Here is an 18,360-nt window from a genome sequence, read left to right as displayed (position 1 = left end):
CTATGTCTCCGTCAAGTTCACCTCACTTTTCTTCCCACAAAATTCTTAATCTTTCTTTTTTCAGCTATTCAATATGTCAATGAACTAATTTGATCTAAAGGCCTCTGTGGTTCTCCTCTCTCTACTTCATCATTCGATATTCCTTGTTCTATTGTTCTGCGGTTCTCTCACCTCAGTATAAACAGTATCCCACCGCTCCATGTCCTGTAATTATTGGACTTTAATGCTCCATGCGCCAGGTCGTACTGTGAATACCACTGGTAGGAAACAGAACCAGCCGATTTGATCTTGCCGGCATTATAACGGTCATCAAAGACCGTAACCCAGCTGATGGGAATATTGCCAATGGATTTTAATTTACCTCTCAATGATTCATCTTCATAAGAGCCATAATAATCAAGCAGAAGGTCGCCGGCAAACTTTAATTTCCCGCGTGTGCCTTTATCATCATACATGGAATAATAATCAAAATTCATCATGCCCATTGTTTTCAGCTTTCCTCTCCTGGTAGTCTCTTCATACGAATCGTAGTAGGTGACGTTGGTGGTGCCAATGCTTTTCACCTTGCCCCTGTAGGCAGAATCTGCCCCAGCATCATAGTATTCTACCCTTGCCAGGAAAGGCTGCAGCTTCTGGGCATAATAATTCCCCCTGTCAGAAAGTATTTCTGTACCCCATTCTATTATCTTCCCATCTTCCGTAATGCGCACCAGCACATCCTGGTCGGTAAGTATGGAGAAATAGGCAAGACTGCGTGCATTAGTGAATGTTACCTGCGCCAGTTGCTGGCCATAAGTAAAGCTTGTGGCAAAAATGAATAATATTGTAATGAAGGGTCTCATAACCAGCACTATGAAGATATAGCATTTCAAAATCCGCAGCAATACAGGCTGGGCGTATTATTATCACGAAGTTAATTTTGCTAATTCTCTGTATCCATTACCTGGCGGCCTTGAGAATTGCCAGGTGGTTTGCTATCAATTATAAATGATCCATGTAATTGGGTTTGCCTTATTTCCTTAAGATCTTGTCCATAGCTTTACCTTTTGCCAGTTCATCCACCAGCTTATCCAGGTAGCGGATCTTTTGCATCAGTCCTTCCATTTCTTCCACCCTGTAACCACAAATAACACCGGTAATTTTTGAAGCATTAGGATTGAGTTGGGGTGCTTGTGCAAAAAAGGTTTCAAAATCTACCTTCTTGTCAATTTGTTCCTGCAATGCCTGTTGATCATATCCGGTCAGCCAGCATATGATAGTATCCAGTTCTTCCTTTGTGCGTCCTTTTTTCTCTGCTTTATTAATATAATGCGGGTATACACCAGCAAAGGACATTTTAAATACTCTTGTATTATCCATATGTGCAGTTGTTATTCAAAGATAATTTTTGGCTTCACGAAAATATTACAGTCGAAAACGGCAGGCAATCACTACTAATGACTCAGTGCTGTTATAGGCCTGAGTTCCAGCTTGCGAAAGGCCACTTCAGCGCCTTCAGCCTGTATGGCTATTTTCCCTTCCCGGGCCGTGGCGCCATAGCCAAAGTTTACCAGGTCGCCATTCAACCAGACTTTCACACTGTCTGCCAGGCATTCAATGGTCATCTGGTTCCATTGGCCCACAGGCTTTTCCGATCCATTGGTAAGGTTGACGATCCTGCGTGCCTTGCCTTCGGTGATACCCCATGTTTCTTTGGGTCCGCGACGCTTTTCCATATCCGGAACTGTAATATCTTCAACAATGCACCAGAAGTCTCCTGCATTTTCATGCTCCATCTGCACTTCTATGGATTGGGGAAACATGCCATAAAGAGCCCTTGGTTTTGACGCATGTACCAGGATGCCGCAGTTGCCCGGATTTCCGGTAAAGCGGTACTCTGCATCCAGCCTGTAGTTTTTGTATACGGCATCAGTGAGCAGGTGGCCCTGGGGTTCTCCCTTGCTCACAAGCATACCATCCCGGACAATAAAGGCATCCGGTGCCGCAGCATTAGTATCCTTTTCCGGTATGTCTGCATGCCAGCCATCCAGGTTTTTACCATTAAATAAAGAGATTGATTGCTGGCTCTTTCGGGTCGCACAGGCTACGAGCAGGCATAGTACTGCTACACAAACTAAACTCTTTTGCATGCCAAAAGATAATGGAAAATTTCAAAACGAGTAGTGGTGGCAAAAATGCAGCGAGGGTTAGTTGAAAAGTTGAAAGGTTGACAAGTTGATAAGCAGAGATTCCAGTAATGTAAATAAATATTATTCTGTATAGCTGATATAGTTAGTACTCTTTTATATTTATTACGACAGCTATAAAAAGAGTACTTCAACCTAAAGAACCAGAAACAAAAAACTATAAACCAGAAACTTCTCAAAAACTGCCTAATCCTTTTCCCCTCAGATCCTCAATGATCCGTTGTTGCAGCATCAGCTTTGCATCCACGTATCCATGAGCTGCCACCCAGGCACTCACCAGTACTTTGTAGCCATCGGCTTCCACATTAGATACCCCAATACGGTGAACAGGATCTTTCAACAGCCCTGCCTCCGCATTAATGCTTTGTTCCAGGATGCCCTTCACCTGGTTGAAGTCAGCAGCGAAGGGAAACTTCAATTCAATATCCACCCTTCGCTTGCCTTCGCGACTCAGGTTCACGATCACTTCATTCGACAATTTGCTGTTGGGCATGATCACCGTGCGGTTGTCATAGGTCTTGATGATGGTAAAGAATATCTGTATGGTATGAACCGTTCCTTCCTGTCCCTGCGCGATGATATTATCGCCAATGCGGAAAGGTTTTAATAATAGGATGAGCACCCCGCTGGTAAAGTTCTGCAGGGTACCCGAAAGCGCCAGTCCTGCCGCCACACCAAAAGCACCCAACAGGGCTGCAAAAGCAGTCATCTGTATGCCTACGATCTGCATAAAAGCCAGTCCAAGGAGTATTTGAAGGGTAACGATGCTCAGGTTAACCAGAAAGGGACGGACAGAAGAATTCACCTGTTTTTTCAGGAGGTGGTTGGTCAGCCATTTTTTGAGGAGACTGATCAGCCAAAGACCTATAGCTACTAATACCAGTCCGAATAAAACCTTGGGTGCCATGGTCACCACCCAGGCAGAGGCCTTTACGTAAAAACTATTCCAGTTCACTTTTTTTATGGAGGGAAGGGTAAAAACCGTGCCCGGGAGTGAGTCAGGAGTCGGGAGTCGGCAGCCAGGAGATGAAACCACAGCGGCACAGCGGCACGGAGAAGCACAGGATGAAAAATTTAAAGCGTTAGAAAGTTGACAAGTTGAAATGTTGACCGGTTAACAAGAGGAAAACGTAAAATGTTAAATGAAAAAGCTATAGGTCTGAGGGAACATTTATAACTCAATGCATCCGCTTGAATGGTGAATAATTGTACCAGCCACCAACTAGCTTCTCCTCAAAAATCCTTTCCCATCCTGCCAATCTTAGTTCTAAAGTTTTACTTCCCCATCCAGTTTTTAAAATCTGCTGCTCTTTCGCGGCTTACCAGCACATCTTCTTCCGCGGCAGGGTGCAGTGTCAGTTTTAGTTTGTTGTTGAAGAAAGGGTGAATATCCTTTACTGATTTCACATGAACCAGGTACTGGCGGTTGGCCCTAAAAAATTCCTGGGGCGGCAGCATCTCCTCCAGTTCGTCCATAACATAATCGATATAATAAGATTCCTTTTTCCAGGTCTTCAGGAAAGTTACCCGGTTGCGGAAAAAGAAATAGGCGATATCATCCACCTCGATGGAAAAGTAGCGCTGGCCCGACTTGACCAGGAATCGTTCACGGTAGGCAGCTTCAGGGCGATGTAAATGTCGCAGCAATTGTTCCACGGCAGCCGATTGGGCAAAGGGCAGGTGGTTGCCAAATGTTTTGAGTTTATTGATCGCCGCCTGCAGATCCTCCGGCTTCACGGGCTTCAGTAAATAATCAATGCTGTTCACTTTAAACGCTTGTATCGCGTATTCATCATAAGAGGTGGTAAAGATCACCGGGGTGGTCACCGCTACCTGGTCAAAGATGGCAAAGCTTTGCCCGTCGGAAAGCTCAATGTCCATCAGTATCAGGTCAGGTTTGGGATTGGATTGCAGCCATGCCACAGAAGCTTCCACGCTATCATTTACTCCCACCACCTGCATGCTGGCATCGGCCTGCGAAAGTAACTGGCGCAGGCGGTCGGCTGCCAACGGTTCGTCTTCAATGATCAATACATTCATACCAATTGTTTTTTGAGAAGGGGTAGCATTACGGTAAATTGTTCGTCCCTGTCAGTGATCATTACTTCATTGTCCTGGTTCAGCAACCGGAATTTCGCCAGGATATTGGTCAGGCCCATTTTGTGGGAAACAATAGACTGTGTCTTCTTTTGCAGGTTGTTTTGCACGGTCAGGAAAACTTCTCCATTCATGCCGCCATTTTCGGTGCTCAACCTGATGGTCAGTGGCTTTGTTGATGACACTACATTGTGCTTGACAGCATTTTCCAACAGCAGTTGAAGGGTGAGCGAGGGCAACTGGTAGTGCAACCATTTTTCATCCACCGCTTCTTCCAGCTGTATGGCATTTCCAAACCTTGTTTTGAGCAGATGAAAATAGGAATGAGCAAACTGTAGTTCCTGCTGCAGGGTGGCCAGTTGGTTTTCGTTTGCCTGCAGCAGGTAGCGGTACACCGATGAAAGCTCTATCAGGAAGGCTTCAGCCTTTGCCGGCGACGTGGGTATGAGCGACAATACCGTATTGATGCTGTTGAACAGGAAATGCGGGTTGACCTGTGTTTTCAGCGAATCGAGCTGGCTTTGCAAATGCGCTTTTTTCAATTCTTCTTTTTCCCTGTCTATGCGGCGCAATTCAAAAAAATTAAAGATCACTTCGTGTGCGCCGATGATCAGCGCACTGAAAAAGAAACAGGGCCCGAAATTGTTTCGAAACTGGGCCATCCCGAACAGGCGATGTTCAAAAAGCCACATGGGAATGCCATAAACCACAGTAGACATGATCATGGATAGGACGCCGCTGACCAGGATGCTGTAAACAACCCTGCGCACGAGTTGGGTGTAATGCGGATATTTTTTTAGCCAGTACCGCCACACATAGCGTGCCACCAGCCATTGCAGGAAGGCAATCACCAGCATCAGGCCCAGGTCGCGCAACTGTTCCGGCAGGGTGCCGCTTCGGCCGCCTTCATCACTCATGTACCATCCAGAAAGAAAGGCAAGGATGCTGCCCAGCATCACCCTTCTTTCCTGTTTGGTGAGGTCGTTTTCCTGCATGGAGTTTAGTTGCTTCTAGTAAGATAAAAAGAAATATGAAAATAATTTCGCCCACTGCCATATTAGTATACAACCCTTATGCACTGGCTGCAAGACCAGGCGCTGTTTGTCGTGCATTGTTGGTAAATAGAATGTATGAGAGTCCACAAAACAGCAGCAGCAGCCATACATCGCTGGTGATCATGAGGGGATTTATTTCCATGGCATTGCCAAACCAGAATAGGATGCCTGCAAGGATAAATGAGATTGCAAAAGCCCTGGGCAAAACCCTGTGCTTTACAAATGCAATTCCAAACAGGACCAGGCTGACAGGGAAACACAGGCCGGGAAAGAACAAGGTTGGCGCATAAGCACCTTTATCAAACACCGATTGCACGATCGTGGGAAATTCATTGGCCTTCTCCATAGGGTAGTAAGCACCCAGCCGAAAAAGCGGCATCATGGTGGAGACGCCAATGCATCCCACAAAGTAAAATGCTGAGGCTATTACCGCCCATGTGGCGCTTTTGGGCGCTACCAGCCGGGCCAGTAAAAACCCAATAGGAATAAAGAAGATAAAGCTGGCTTCGCGCCAGAGACTCCAGGAAAAAGGGAAGGACTGGCTTACCCAGAGGCTGTCACCCACCAGTTGCAGCAGTGGGGCCAGCAGCAGGCAGGCGATCAATGAATGTTTGATGGTTGGATGTAAGGGTTGCATAAAAAGAGTTTTATGGTTTTTGATTGCTAAGGGTTATTTGATAACAGGTCATAGTAGGTTTTATGGGTAAGGGAAATGCTGTCGCAAAGGATTGGTTAGTACACAGTTTCCTGTAGTTTGGGGTGCACACCAGCAAGCCCGCGGATTGGCTGCTGATTGGCTTCGCCGGTATTGCCGGAACTGGTTATAATACCAATGGCCATCAGCGACCAGGTAAGGGCAGAGTAGATGCCGGAGAACAACAGCATGCCGGGTGTCCTGGTTAAGATAGCCCAGAGCACCAGACCTATAGGGAGCCAAAGACCAACAGCCAGTGGCACATAGCGGCGCCAGCCTTTTAATACGCCCTGTGCTGCTATGGTGATCCCGCTCACCAGCATACAAAGGTTGCCAATGGGCCAGAAGGCATCCAGCATGAAATACAGGGTGGTTTCAGCACGGGGCTGCATCCATTCGTAAATATTCCAGCAGTCGGCCAGTACCAGGCAGCTGATCTGTACCCAGAAAATGATTTTGCCAAATCGCTTATCGCCAAAAGCACCCATGCGTTTCAGGGCAATGACAGCGCAGATCCATCCCGTGGTATACAGGAGGTTGAGCAGCCCCGAAATGCCGGAGCTTTGGTTGATATTAAAACCATTGTTGGCGGTATCTATCAATAAAAAAGGAGCACCTATAAGGGCCAATATGCCAAGTGTTCTATTGTTCATGATGGTCTGGTTTAAATTGGTTAATTTTTTTTTCAGAGACAAAAATCGTTACCACAGGTGCGCAGGTCAAGGCTATGGTGATCGAAATGAGATGGAAAAGGTTTAAAACGTCAGAAGCAATGCCGGAAGGGTAAAATGAAAAGGTGGAAAAGGAGGTTTTTTGGAAGTTAACTACATTTCTATTCAGGAAATTCAGCGCTACCAACTCAATAAAATGTCGCCCTTACAGGGCTTTCACACCCAAATAAAATGTTTCTGCTACCAAAATATCGCCTCTCTGAGGCTTGGCCCCGGAAGATCATCTTCCCTGCTATAAAGGGATTATGTAAAAAGCAAAGCAATAGTTTGAGTTGGGGATTAGCCCTGTAAGGGCGGTATTATGGTAGAAGAATGCATAACGGAAGAGATCCACAAAGCCCCAGCGGGGCGGCATTTTCTTATTCCGTAAAACTCAAGAAGCTATTTTCTTTCCAGTCGTTTCGTTTGCATCCAGGCAAACTGACTCGCGGGTATAGAAATTAAGCGAATGATCTTCCGGTTTCTGCTACCAAAATATAGCCTCTCTGAGGCTTGGCCACGGAAGATCATCTTCCCTGCTAAAAAGGGATTATGTAAAAAGAAAAGTAATAGGTTGAGTTGGGGATTAGCCCTGTAAGGGCGGTATTATGGTAGAAGAATGTATAACGGAAGAGATCCACAAAGCCCCATCGGGGCGGCATTTTCTTACTTATCAACCCTGGAAGATATTTTCTTTCCAGGCTGTCTCGCTTGCATCCAGGCAAATTGACTTGCGTGTATAGAAATTAAGCGAATGATCTACCAGTTCAAAAGTATACCGCGTATAAGCGCTAAAGATTATTCTCCATTCAGTACTCATTATAAAATTATTACTTTGAGCCAGGATTTCCTGTTAGTAATTGTTATCCTCAGCCTTTTATAAAAACAAATAGACAAATTCATTGCTTTATAGAGAAACGAATAAAAAATATTTTACAATACGGCATTTTCAAAAACTATCAGCATGGACATCTCTTACCTCAACCCACTACCTGAATGGGAAGACCGGTTTCAGAACATAGACAAGAGTGAGGCATGGAAATGGAAAGAGACACTGCAGGCAGCAGAAAAATTGTACAATCAATGGCGCGAAGTATTTGGCCTGGTCATGGCCTTTGTTGAAACCTTACCGGAAGAAGCGGACGAGTTCCATAGTACGAAAAGCATGATCTACCAGAATGCTTATGTTATTGCACCAAAGATCATCAGTGCATCCGGCGATACGCTATACCAGATTAAAATGGAGAATGCAGCCCTTATCCGTTTCAATTGCCGTCAAATGTGGGAGCAAATTGGTTTTGCTGTGCTAACCAATAAAGCCGAAATGGAACATGAGGAAGTCATTGAAGAAGCGCTGAACAAATTCAAGGAATTATTCCGTGCCTGGGTGGCTACTTTTAAACGTGATGAGTATGAAGATGATTGGGGTTTGTTTTAAGCGATAAATCTTTCCTTGCGTTTTATTACTGCATTATAACTCATATGCCTCCAAACCCCGTCTATTGTTTATCACAACATTCAGTGCCCCGGCTTGAGTCCTCATAATATCTTTTCATCCTGGCTTATCTTCGTCTGCCTAATAAAGATTACTAATGAAAGTTGATGATAGCCTGTTACAGAAATACGCCCGTGTCATGGTGCACTATGCATTGAACGATGGTAAAGGGATCAATAAAGGTGATACGGTTTTCCTGGTAGGACAAGAGTGTACAAAGGATCTATTCATGGCTATGGCCAAAGAGGTCTATGCCGCAGGTGGTAACCTCATCACCAACTATCAACCCAACAACTTAAGGGACAATAGCCTTGCCCGCTTCCTGTTGCAGAATGGTTCGGAGGAGCAGATTGCTTTTTTCGCCACGCCCTACTGGAAGGGAATAGTTGATGCCACAGACCATATACTCTTTATCATTTCAGAGCCTGATATTCATTACCTGGAAGATATCCCAGCCTCGAAGATCAGCCTGATGAACAGTGCACGTGCTCCTTACATGAAGATGCGTGAAGCAAAGGAACAGGCAGGAAAATTATCCTGGTCACTTTGCCTCTACGGCACACAATCCATGGCTGACGAAGCAGGACTTTCCCTGGAAGCCTACTGGGAACAGATCATTGAAGCCTGTTACCTGAGGGAGGATGATCCTGTATCCAAATGGAAGTCTGTGCAGCAGGAGATCGAACTGATAAAAGACAAGCTGGACGCACTGCCAATTAACAAGCTGCATATCAAGGGTGTTGATGCAGACCTGTATATACAATTGGGTGAAAACAGGAAATGGTTGAGCGGTGGAGGCAAGAACATACCAAGCTTTGAGATCTTCACTTCGCCCGATTGGAGGGGAACGAACGGACATATCCATTTCAACCAGCCATTGTATTATTCAGGCAAACGCATATCAGGTGTGTCGCTGCAATTTGAAAATGGTGTTGTGGTAGCTTCTTCCGCTACAGAGAATGAAGATGCCTTAAAGGAAATGATAGCACAGGAGAATGCAGATAAGGTAGGTGAATTCTCATTGACAGATAAGCGCCATTCGAAGATCACGCAATTTATGGCCACCACGCTCTATGATGAAAACAGGGGCGGTGAATTTGGCAATACACATATTGCCCTCGGCAATGCTTATAAGGATACATTTACCGGCGATATGGCAACCGTAACAGAGGAGCAATGGGCTGAGATGGGATACAATAGCTGCCCTAAAGTACATACTGATATTATCAGCACCACCGACAGGACAGTTACTGCGACGTTACGCGATGGAACAGAGAAAGTCATTTACAGGGATGGAATGTTTACGTTGTAATAGAAAGAGGCATTACCTGTTAAGCTTCCAAATATTACATCTTACATATTAAATATTACATCTTCTTTCTTTTCCGCCAATAGGATATATCAACCGTTGTTATATTAATATTTGCCATGGTCTAAACCATGAATAACCTTTGTGTATGAAAAACTGCCAGCTGGTATTCTTGCTGTTGCTGATCGGACTGTCTTTACAGGCTCAGAAGAAAGATACTATTATCCCCAAAAAGAAATATTTCACCAGCCAGCTCAATGGTACGATAACACTGGATGGTATTCCTTCGGAAGAAGCCTGGAACGCAGTGGAATGGGGTGGTGATTTTATTCAGAACCAGCCCAATGAAGGACATGCTCCTTCCCAGCAAACCAATTTTAAGATACTCTATGATGCCCAGTTTTTATACATCGCCTATCAATGCCTTGACAAGTCGCCCGACTCTATTGACAAACGCATGGGCCGCAGGGATGAATTCCCCGGCGACTGGGTAGAGATCAACATTGACAGCTACCACGACCTACGTACTGGTTTTTCCTTTACCCTCTCGGTCTCCGGTGTGCGCAGCGATGAATTTATATCCAGCGATGGCAATAACTGGGATGCCAGCTGGAACCCTATCTGGTTTGCCAAAACTCATATTGATGATAAAGGATGGACAGGGGAAGTAAAGATCCCCCTGAGCCAGTTGCGCTATGGCAATGAGACCGATAAGGTCTGGGGCTTCCAGGTCACCCGCCGCATATTGCGTAAAGAGGAGCGCTCCAACTGGCAATACATACCACAGAACTCCGGCGTATGGGTCAGTGCTTTTGGTGAGTTGCATGGGTTGAAGAACATACCTATGCACCGCCAGGTAGAAATAGCGCCCTACATCATTGCCCAGGCAGACACGTATAAAAAAGAACCCGGCAACCCCTTTGCCAAAGGGTCTGACAGCAAACTAACAGGAGGACTTGATGGCAAACTGGCCGTGACCAATGACCTGATACTGGACTTTACCATCAACCCTGATTTCGGGCAGGTGGAGGCAGATCCCTCACAGGTACGCATAGACGGTTTCCAGAATTACTTCCAGGAAAGGAGACCCTTCTTTATTGAAAGCAGGAACATCTTTGACTACCAGCTTACGGGCTCGCAAGCTGGCGGCGATTATGATGCGGACCTGTTATTTTATTCACGCCGCATTGGTGGCTCACCTCATGGCTTTGTGAACCTGAACAGCGGCGAATATGCCGACCTGCCCCAGAATACCTCCATATTGGGAGCAGCCAAATTCAGTGGTAAAACAAAGCAGGGCTGGAGCATTGGGGTACTGGAGAGCATCACCCAACGGGAACAGGGAACCATAGATCATAATGGCGATAGAAGAAAAGAACTGGTGGAACCCCTGACCAATTATTTTGTGGGTCGCCTGCAAAAAGACAGTAAGTCGGGCAATACCGTTCTTGGAGGTATCATCACGGGTGTTAATCGTGAGCATGGCCTGGATGACCTGCTTAACCGCAGCGCCTATACAGGAGGGCTGGATTTCCTGCAATTCTGGAAGAACCGCACCTGGTACATCCGTGGCAATATTGTATTCAGTCATGTGCAGGGCAGCAAAGAATCTATCCTGCAAACCCAGACAGGCTTTGAGCACCTTTTCCAACGCAGCGGGGCCTCCGAGGTATCGGTAGACAGCAGCCGTACTGCGCTCACAGGCACAGGCGGTACCATCCGCTTTGGAAAGAGTGGTGGCAATATGGGTAAGTACGGGCAGGTGTTCCGCTTTGAGACAGGTGTCACCCTGCGCTCTCCACAACTGGAATTGAATGATATCGGGTTTATGCTCACCTCCAATGAGATCAATCATTTCACCTGGATGGGACTTCATTTTCAAAGACCGTTCTCGGTTTTCCGTACTGCACGCCTCAACTACAACCACTGGTCAAAATGGGATTACAGCGGCAAGTTTATTTACCAGGCTTTCAACTTTAATTCGCATGCCACTTTCAAAAGCAACTGGCAAACAGGAACAGGACTGACCTGGAATAGTTATGATATTTCAAACAATGCCTTAAGAGGAGCTTCGTCCTTACGCAGGCCGGCAGCACTCATGCACAATGTGTACCTGAATAGTGATTACCGTAAAAAGGTCTATGCCAGCCTGAGTGTATTCAATGCATGGGGCGCTAAAAACACGGTAAGAGATCATGAGCTGGGTCTTTCCATCAACTTTCAACCGGTCAATGCTTTCAATTTTAGTATTAGCGGCAACTATTCCTATTACTGGCGACGCCAGGATCAATTTGTAAGCAGTGCCAGTTATAACAATCTTTCCAGGACTATTGTGGGTGAGGTACGCCAAAAGACCCTACGCTTCACCGGTAGACTGAGTTATAACATCACGCCGGAGCTCACCCTGCAATATTATGGACAGCCCTATATCACGCGTCCCCTGTATGATCATTTTGCCTATGTTTCCAATCCCCTGGCTGCTAAATACGAAGACCGCTTCCATATATTCACCCCGGCACCGGTTAGCGATGGCACTGGCAAATGGATGGTGGATGAAAACGGGGATGGCGTTCCTGATTACAGCTTTGATAAGCCCGATTTTAATTTCGTGCAATTCCGGTCAAACCTGGTTGTTCGGTGGGAGTATAAGCCGGGGTCTGAGTTTTACCTGGTATGGTCGCAGGGAAATACCCCCGATGCTTTTTCTGACCTGGATACACCACTGGCCAAAAGCCTATTTGACAATGCCTTTGCCAGCAAGGCCAGGAATAGCTTCCTGGTAAAAGCTACTTACAGGTTCCTGAAGTAGTCCATACTAAATGAATGAGCAGGAGTGATGATGGTAAGGGGAAAAATCTCCTGGACAATCCATGGACATTGTACTTAAATTACTTTCTTTGCCGGCACAACCACTTGCCACCACCAGATGCCTAAGAATGCTTTTACTGCCATAGATTTTGAAACGGCCACCGGCCGGCGCAACAGCATTTGCCAGGTAGGCCTGGTGCGTGTGATCAGGGGCGAGGTGGTGGACCAGGTAAATTTACTGGTGCGTCCGCCGGGCAATGAATATTCAAAATACAATATTGACGTGCATGGCATCACGCCTCGCATGACTGCCTCGGCACTGCCCTTTGATAAAGTGTGGTGGGCACTGGAACATTATATTGCCGGCCAGCACCTGGTAGCGCATAATATGGCCTTTGATAATAGCTGCCTGTAGCAAACGCTTTCACACTACCGTATTCCCATTCCGCAATACCAAACGCATTGTACCTACCGCCTCTATGGCAAAAAGCTATCCCTTCTTTGCCAGCAGTACCGCATAGAGTTGAATCATCATGATGCCATATCCGATGCCGTTGCCTGTGCAAGGTTGTTCTGGATGCACCTGGGATCAGGATCAGGATTACATAATTAATAGATTTCCCGGATGTATTTTGATAGTTGCTATGGTAGTAACTAATATCATACACATGTAGACCCTGTCATGCTTTGACACATGAAATTGTGATCAGGTACAAGCCTATTATATATTAACCATAATTCTTCTCCATGGCGTTGAAACCAATTTGAGAACTAAATAATCTTCGATAATAGTACTGTCTGCAACCAACCTACATTTTCCCTCTGTCATGCTGACGTAGGAAGCATCTGTGGCAACCACATAGGTGACCATTGTACTATTGGAGCTTCATCAACCTAAATCATAAAGAATAAACACTTACAAATGGCGCTTTATCAACGGTTTATCTCAGTCACTATCAGGTAGTCAACCTGTAACCAAAGTAATTCAATAACTATGTAAGGAGCTGGTAATCAATGCAGACAGGCTAAGTTTCCATATTGGTTACAGCCAGGGTGAAGCATAGCAAAGGTATACCAACAGCATACCAACGGTATAGATACTGCGTGATCATCACGCAGTATCTATACCGCAGGTAGGGAGTTGATAGGGGCCAGCTATACTTCAGGTAGGTAGCAGCCAGGCAGTTCATAGAGTGGTAATTGCAAGGAGACATAAATCAGACAGACGCTATCAAAACTTTTACATAATAGAAGAAATACGAATTTCATGCACTCCCCATGCATTAGTTATGCTATATGTAGGCACTTGCCATACAGGAACTATGCACCAGCTATAGCATCTATATACCCAAAAGCTACATCTGCTATATTGACACTGGCTACAGACTACAGACTCCTGATTCCCGACTCCTTTCTCTGTGCCTCTCCCTGTCGCCCTGACTCCGTGGTTCCTTCTCTTTTCAACTGATTTTCCTCACGCTAATAGGAAACATTAATAATAATGCCTATACTTGTGACCTTTGTTTGCTTTAGGTAGCCGCTAATGAACCAAAACCCTGAACAGATTGCCCGGGATGAGATCGACAAGCAGTTGACTGCCTGTGGCTGGATTGTGCAGGACAAAAAACATATCAACCTTCGCGCCGGCCCTGGCGTGGCCGTTTGTGAATACCAGACCAATGTGGGACCAGCCGATTATGTACTCTTTGTAGATGGCAGGCCTGTGGGACTGATTGAAGCCAAGCGGGAAGAAGAAGGCGTTCGGCTGACCATGCACGAGGAACAGTCGGTGGAATATGCACAGGCCAAACTGAAATACATCAACAACGACCCGCTGCCCTTTGTATATGAGAGCACGGGCGATGTGACACGCTTTACGGATTACCGCGATCCCAAGCCCCGCTCAAGACCGGTATTTACTTTTCACCGGCCGCAAACATTTGAGTATTTGCTGCGGGAAGCTGAAACCCTAAGAAAGAGAGTTCACAATATCCCTGTCCTGCAACCTGATGGGCTGCGGGACTGCCAGGTAACAGCCATAACTAACCTGGAAAAGTCTTTCCGGGAGAACAGGCCCAAGGCCCTGGTGCAGATGGCTACGGGTTCGGGTAAGACCTTTACGGCCATTACATCCATTTACCGCTTATTGAAATTTGCCAGGGCAAAGCGGGTATTGTTCCTGGTGAATACGCGCAACCTGGGTGAACAGGCGGAGCAGGAATTCAAACGCTATGAACCACAGGATGATAACCGCCTCTTTCCTGAGCTCTATGGCGTTACCCGCTTGAGTAGCTCCTTTATTCCACCAGACAGCCAGGTATATATCAGCACCATTCAGCGACTGTATTCCATATTGAAAGGAACAGAACTGGACGAACGTGATGAGGAAGAAGATCCCGCTTCCAAAAAATGGAAGCCCAAAGAACCCATGCCCGTGGTGTATAACCAGAAGGTGCCGATGGAATTCTTTGACTTCATTGTGATAGACGAATGCCACCAGAGTATATACAACCTCTGGAAACAGGTGCTGGATTATTTTGATGCTTTTCAAATTGGTTTAACTGCTACTCCGGATAACCGCACGTTTGGCTATTTTGAAAAGAACATTGTTTCTGATTATGGCTACAAGAAGGCGGTGGAAGATGGGGTGCTTGTACCTTATAATGTTTTCGAGATACAGACAAAGATCACCAAAGAAGGCGCGAAGCTTTCGCTGGGTGAATATATAGACAGGCGGGAAAAGCTGACAAGGAAGAAATTCTGGAACCAGTTGGATGAGGATGTAGAGTACAGTGCCAAGCAACTGGATGATAAGGTGGTCAATCCTAACCAGATCCAGTTGATCATACAGGCCGTGAGGGACCAGTTGCCAGTAATGTTTCCCGACAGGGTGGACAAGGACGGGAATTTTGAAGTACCCAAGACCCTAATCTTCGCCAAGAGCGACAGCCATGCCGATGATATCATTAATATAGTGCGCAGGGAGTTTGCCGAGGAGAACAAGTTCTGTAAAAAGATCACCTACCGCACAGCGGAAGGAGAAGAAAAAGAAGACCCCAAGACAGTATTACAGCAATTCAGAATGAGCTATTACCCGCGGATTGCCGTGACGGTAGATATGATAGCCACGGGTACGGACATACGCCCGCTGGAAGTATTGCTCTTTATGCGGGACGTGAAAAGCCGCAGCTATTACGAGCAGATGAAGGGACGTGGCACCCGTACCTGCAGCCTGGATGAATTGAGAAGCACGGGCACTCCCGCCGCCAAATACACCAAGGACCATTTTGTGATCATTGACGCCATTGGGGTGGAGAAGAGCCAGAAGACCGATAGCCGGCCCATGGAAAAGAAGCCGGGCATGAGCCTGAAAGAAGTGCTGGAAGGCATTGCCATGGGCAATAAGGAAGAAGAGATGCTGAGCACTTTAGCCAACAGGCTGATACGGCTGGACAAGCAGATCAACGAAAAGGAGAAAGCTGCCTTTGCGGAGAAAGCTGGGGGCAAAAGCATCAACAGCGTGGTGAAGGACCTGCTGAATGCCTATGATGCAGATACGATAGAGCAGGTGAAATGTAATATTGAAAAGGAGCATCCCTATGCTACGGTGGAAGAGCAGGAAGCCATTTATACCAAGAAGCAATCAGAACTGGTGGAACAGGCCACTTCTATTTTCAATAGCTGGGAGTTGCGCAACTATGTGATTGATGTTCGTAAAAAATATGACCAGTACATAGATCATATCAACCTGGACGAGATACAAAATATTGGCTGGGTGAAGGACAATAAAGTTGCTGCCGAGAGCATCATACATGATTTCACCCATTGGATAGAGGAGCATAAAACTGAGATCACAGCACTGCAGGTATTTTATGCGCAGCCCTACCGCAGGCGCGAGCTTTCCTACAAGATGCTGAAGGACCTGGTGGAAACCATCAAGATGAACAAGCCTATGCTGGCGCCCCTGCAGGTGTGGAAGGCCTATGAGCAACTGGAAAAAGTGAACGGCCAGCCGAAGAATGAACTCATGGCTCTGGTGGCCCTGGTGCGCAAGGTGAGTGGTATGGATAGCAGCCTTACGGCTTTTGATAAAACCGTGGACCGCAACTTCCAGGACTGGATCTTTAAAAAGCAGGCAGGTACGCTGAAGTACTCCGAAGCACAGGTGCAATGGCTGCGCATGATAAAGGATTACATTGCCGGCTCTTTTCACCTTGACAAGGAAGATTTTGAACTGGATCCTTTCAATAAGCAGGGTGGATTGGGAAAAATGTGGCAGTTGTTTGGGGAAGAGACAGAGGAGATTATTAAGGAATTGAATGTAGAACTAGTTGCGTAAATAATATCAAACTGTATGGCTTCGAGTAACCCACATTTATTGAAAAGTCCCTCCCTGTTTGCCTTGTTTTGTATGTCATACTTACCATTGTTCTTTTTACTTATCATAAAAGTGATTGTAGCCAACAAAAACTATTTGAACTATGGAGGGTTTACTGAAGCAGCCACCTTTACATTTTTTGAAAAATTTGGTTTTGTACTGATTTTACTTTTGTTAAGCATCTACGCCTTAATAGGGGTCAAGATGACATTTCGAAATATAAAAAGCAAGAAAGCAAATGCATTCCCTGTTATAGTTTCATCAATCAAGCCAAAAAACGAAGAAGCCCTTTCTTATTTAGCGACATATGTTATTCCGCTTCTTATGCAAGGGGAGATAGGCCTATTTGAGTATACTACATTTTTTATACTGTTTATTCTTTATTATAAACTGTATTCAACATCGAGTTTGATATTGATCAATCCAATTTTAAACACTAAATATGGACTATATGAAATCGAATACAGTTATAATGATTCCAGCGAAAACAAAACCGCTTTAATTATTTCTCAACATCGATGGATAGATGAAGGGGAAGAACTAAAAATATTTAAACTCAGCCATCGATTATTTTTTGCCTTTTAAAATTATCTTATGACTTCTAAAAAGCTGCTAAATCGCCTCGAGGAATTCACCTCTGTTGAAACTGTGCATCTCTATGTTATAGAGAGAAAAACAAAACTAGACCATGGAACGAAAGCTCGTCCCTCGGATAAGTTTGAATATGCTCCGTTGCAAATACAATTAAGCCCTGAATTAATGCCTGTTATTTCTTCAATGCTGAAAAAGGTTATAGAGAAGAAAATAAAAGAAGATGTACAAATTGTGGAATATGAAGTTATTGACGATACAATTGATAAAATTTATTCTTACACAGATCTAGGAAAAATTTCAGGTTTCCAGGAATTTCTAAAAAATAGATTAAACAAACAAATTAGCCCATTAAAAACATTTGAAGAATTAGCCGATCTTGAAAAGGCGTGGGCATTATGCTATGGCTTTTACAATTCTAAACAAAAGAAATGGCTGTATTGTATAAAGAAATTACAACCAAGCAAAATGGCAGTTGAAATCGAAACATCCACAAGTGTAAATGAAGCGGTCAAAAATGGTTTTACAGCATTATTTGATACAAAGACAAAAAGCCTTAAGCCGTTTAAAGGCTTTTCTTTAAATATTGAACCTAGTATAGACATGATTTATGTTGATGAAGGCATTTATATATTTCAAAAAAAGGCTTTTGAGGACATCACAAGTATCACCGAAGAATTCGAAGTTGTGGCGCAAGAAATTGTTGCAGAAATTGAGGACATCAAGTTTGTTGACGGCCTTAAACATTTGTCTGGAGTTATTGCTCAAAAACCAGCGTTTAGAAATAAATTAATCAAGGCAAAGGCTATCGGGAATCTTGAATTTTTAAAGACTTGTAAGGATATAAAGAAAGAATTTAAAAGGGCAGGCAACAAATTAGCGATCAAATTCAATTTTGATGGCAAGGGCAGGGTAATAGCATTAGACGAACACGCCGCGGAAGACATAATTAAAGTATTATGCGAATATTACAAAGAAGGAATATTCGGAGGTAAAGTATTTGAGTCTCCAGCAGGTAGATTGAAGAAATAGTAAAC

At 45.0% G+C, this 18,360-nt stretch carries 16 protein-coding genes; 7 read left to right on the top strand and 9 right to left on the bottom strand.

The features are described from left to right. Positions 1–167: 167 nt before the first annotated feature. From BUA53_RS19390 to BUA53_RS21345, 9 genes are all read right to left on the bottom strand, one after another. Positions 168–842 (bottom strand): hypothetical protein, encoded by a 675-nt coding sequence (locus BUA53_RS19390; RefSeq protein WP_139256509.1) that lies wholly within the window; start codon positions 840–842, stop codon positions 168–170. 169 nt (positions 843–1,011) lie between these two features. Next, positions 1,012–1,359 carry a DUF2200 domain-containing protein gene (locus BUA53_RS19385; RefSeq protein ID WP_072837054.1) on the bottom strand — a complete coding sequence of 116 codons (348 nt, stop codon included), beginning with the start codon at positions 1,357–1,359 and terminating at the stop codon, positions 1,012–1,014. 74 nt (positions 1,360–1,433) lie between these two features. Further along, positions 1,434–2,129: a 3-keto-disaccharide hydrolase gene (locus BUA53_RS19380; RefSeq protein ID WP_072837053.1), complete on the bottom strand. Its 696-nt coding sequence runs from the start codon at positions 2,127–2,129 to the stop codon at positions 1,434–1,436. 232 nt (positions 2,130–2,361) lie between these two features. Further along, the gene (locus BUA53_RS19375) at positions 2,362–3,093 is read right to left on the bottom strand and encodes a mechanosensitive ion channel family protein (protein WP_072837057.1); all 732 of its coding nucleotides are present in this window, start codon (positions 3,091–3,093) and stop codon (positions 2,362–2,364) included. A 368-nt stretch (positions 3,094–3,461) separates the two neighbouring features. Then, positions 3,462–4,226 carry a LytR/AlgR family response regulator transcription factor gene (locus tag BUA53_RS19370; protein ID WP_072837052.1) on the bottom strand — a complete coding sequence of 255 codons (765 nt, stop codon included), beginning with the start codon at positions 4,224–4,226 and terminating at the stop codon, positions 3,462–3,464. Beyond that, positions 4,223–5,278 (bottom strand): sensor histidine kinase, encoded by a 1,056-nt coding sequence (locus BUA53_RS19365; protein WP_072837051.1) that lies wholly within the window; start codon positions 5,276–5,278, stop codon positions 4,223–4,225. Before BUA53_RS19365 ends, BUA53_RS19370 begins: the two co-directional genes overlap by 4 nt. A 76-nt stretch (positions 5,279–5,354) precedes the next feature. Beyond that, the gene (locus BUA53_RS19360) at positions 5,355–5,975 is read right to left on the bottom strand and encodes a hypothetical protein (protein WP_072837050.1); all 621 of its coding nucleotides are present in this window, start codon (positions 5,973–5,975) and stop codon (positions 5,355–5,357) included. Positions 5,976–6,070: 95 nt separating this feature from the next. After that, entirely contained in the window at positions 6,071–6,685 is a 615-nt protein-coding gene (locus BUA53_RS19355) for a hypothetical protein (RefSeq protein WP_072837049.1), read from the bottom strand. 730 nt (positions 6,686–7,415) lie between these two features. Next, positions 7,416–7,562 (bottom strand): hypothetical protein, encoded by a 147-nt coding sequence (locus BUA53_RS21345; protein WP_175546119.1) that lies wholly within the window; start codon positions 7,560–7,562, stop codon positions 7,416–7,418. A gap of 144 nt (positions 7,563–7,706) precedes the next feature. On the opposite strand from BUA53_RS21345, the gene BUA53_RS19345 reads away from it, so the two are divergent. The 7 genes from BUA53_RS19345 to BUA53_RS19315 all read left to right on the top strand — a co-directional run bounded on the left by BUA53_RS19345 (position 7,707) and on the right by BUA53_RS19315 (position 18,355). After that, positions 7,707–8,180, top strand: coding sequence for a hypothetical protein (locus BUA53_RS19345; protein ID WP_072837047.1), 474 nt, complete (start codon positions 7,707–7,709; stop codon positions 8,178–8,180). 154 nt (positions 8,181–8,334) lie between these two features. Beyond that, positions 8,335–9,549 carry an aminopeptidase gene (locus tag BUA53_RS19340; RefSeq protein WP_072837046.1) on the top strand — a complete coding sequence of 405 codons (1,215 nt, stop codon included), beginning with the start codon at positions 8,335–8,337 and terminating at the stop codon, positions 9,547–9,549. 145 nt (positions 9,550–9,694) lie between these two features. Further along, the gene (locus BUA53_RS19335; RefSeq protein ID WP_072837045.1) at positions 9,695–12,355 is read left to right on the top strand and encodes a DUF5916 domain-containing protein; all 2,661 of its coding nucleotides are present in this window, start codon (positions 9,695–9,697) and stop codon (positions 12,353–12,355) included. 117 nt (positions 12,356–12,472) lie between these two features. After that, complete coding sequence (locus BUA53_RS21485) at positions 12,473–12,769, top strand: exonuclease domain-containing protein (RefSeq protein ID WP_217653034.1); 297 nt, start codon at positions 12,473–12,475, stop codon at positions 12,767–12,769. A gap of 1,128 nt (positions 12,770–13,897) precedes the next feature. Beyond that, entirely contained in the window at positions 13,898–16,693 is a 2,796-nt protein-coding gene (locus BUA53_RS19325; protein ID WP_072837044.1) for a type I restriction endonuclease subunit R, read from the top strand. 15 nt (positions 16,694–16,708) lie between these two features. Continuing rightward, on the top strand, positions 16,709–17,317 hold the full coding sequence (locus BUA53_RS19320) for a hypothetical protein (protein WP_072837043.1): 609 nt from the start codon (positions 16,709–16,711) through the stop codon (positions 17,315–17,317). A gap of 9 nt (positions 17,318–17,326) precedes the next feature. Continuing rightward, the gene (locus tag BUA53_RS19315; protein ID WP_072837042.1) at positions 17,327–18,355 is read left to right on the top strand and encodes a Kiwa anti-phage protein KwaB-like domain-containing protein; all 1,029 of its coding nucleotides are present in this window, start codon (positions 17,327–17,329) and stop codon (positions 18,353–18,355) included. Positions 18,356–18,360 lie beyond the last annotated feature (5 nt).

This window comes from Flavisolibacter ginsengisoli DSM 18119 (assembly GCF_900129295.1).
Lineage (GTDB): Bacteria > Bacteroidota > Bacteroidia > Chitinophagales > Chitinophagaceae > Flavisolibacter > Flavisolibacter ginsengisoli.
This window is presented reverse-complemented; position numbering and strand designations above follow the sequence as displayed.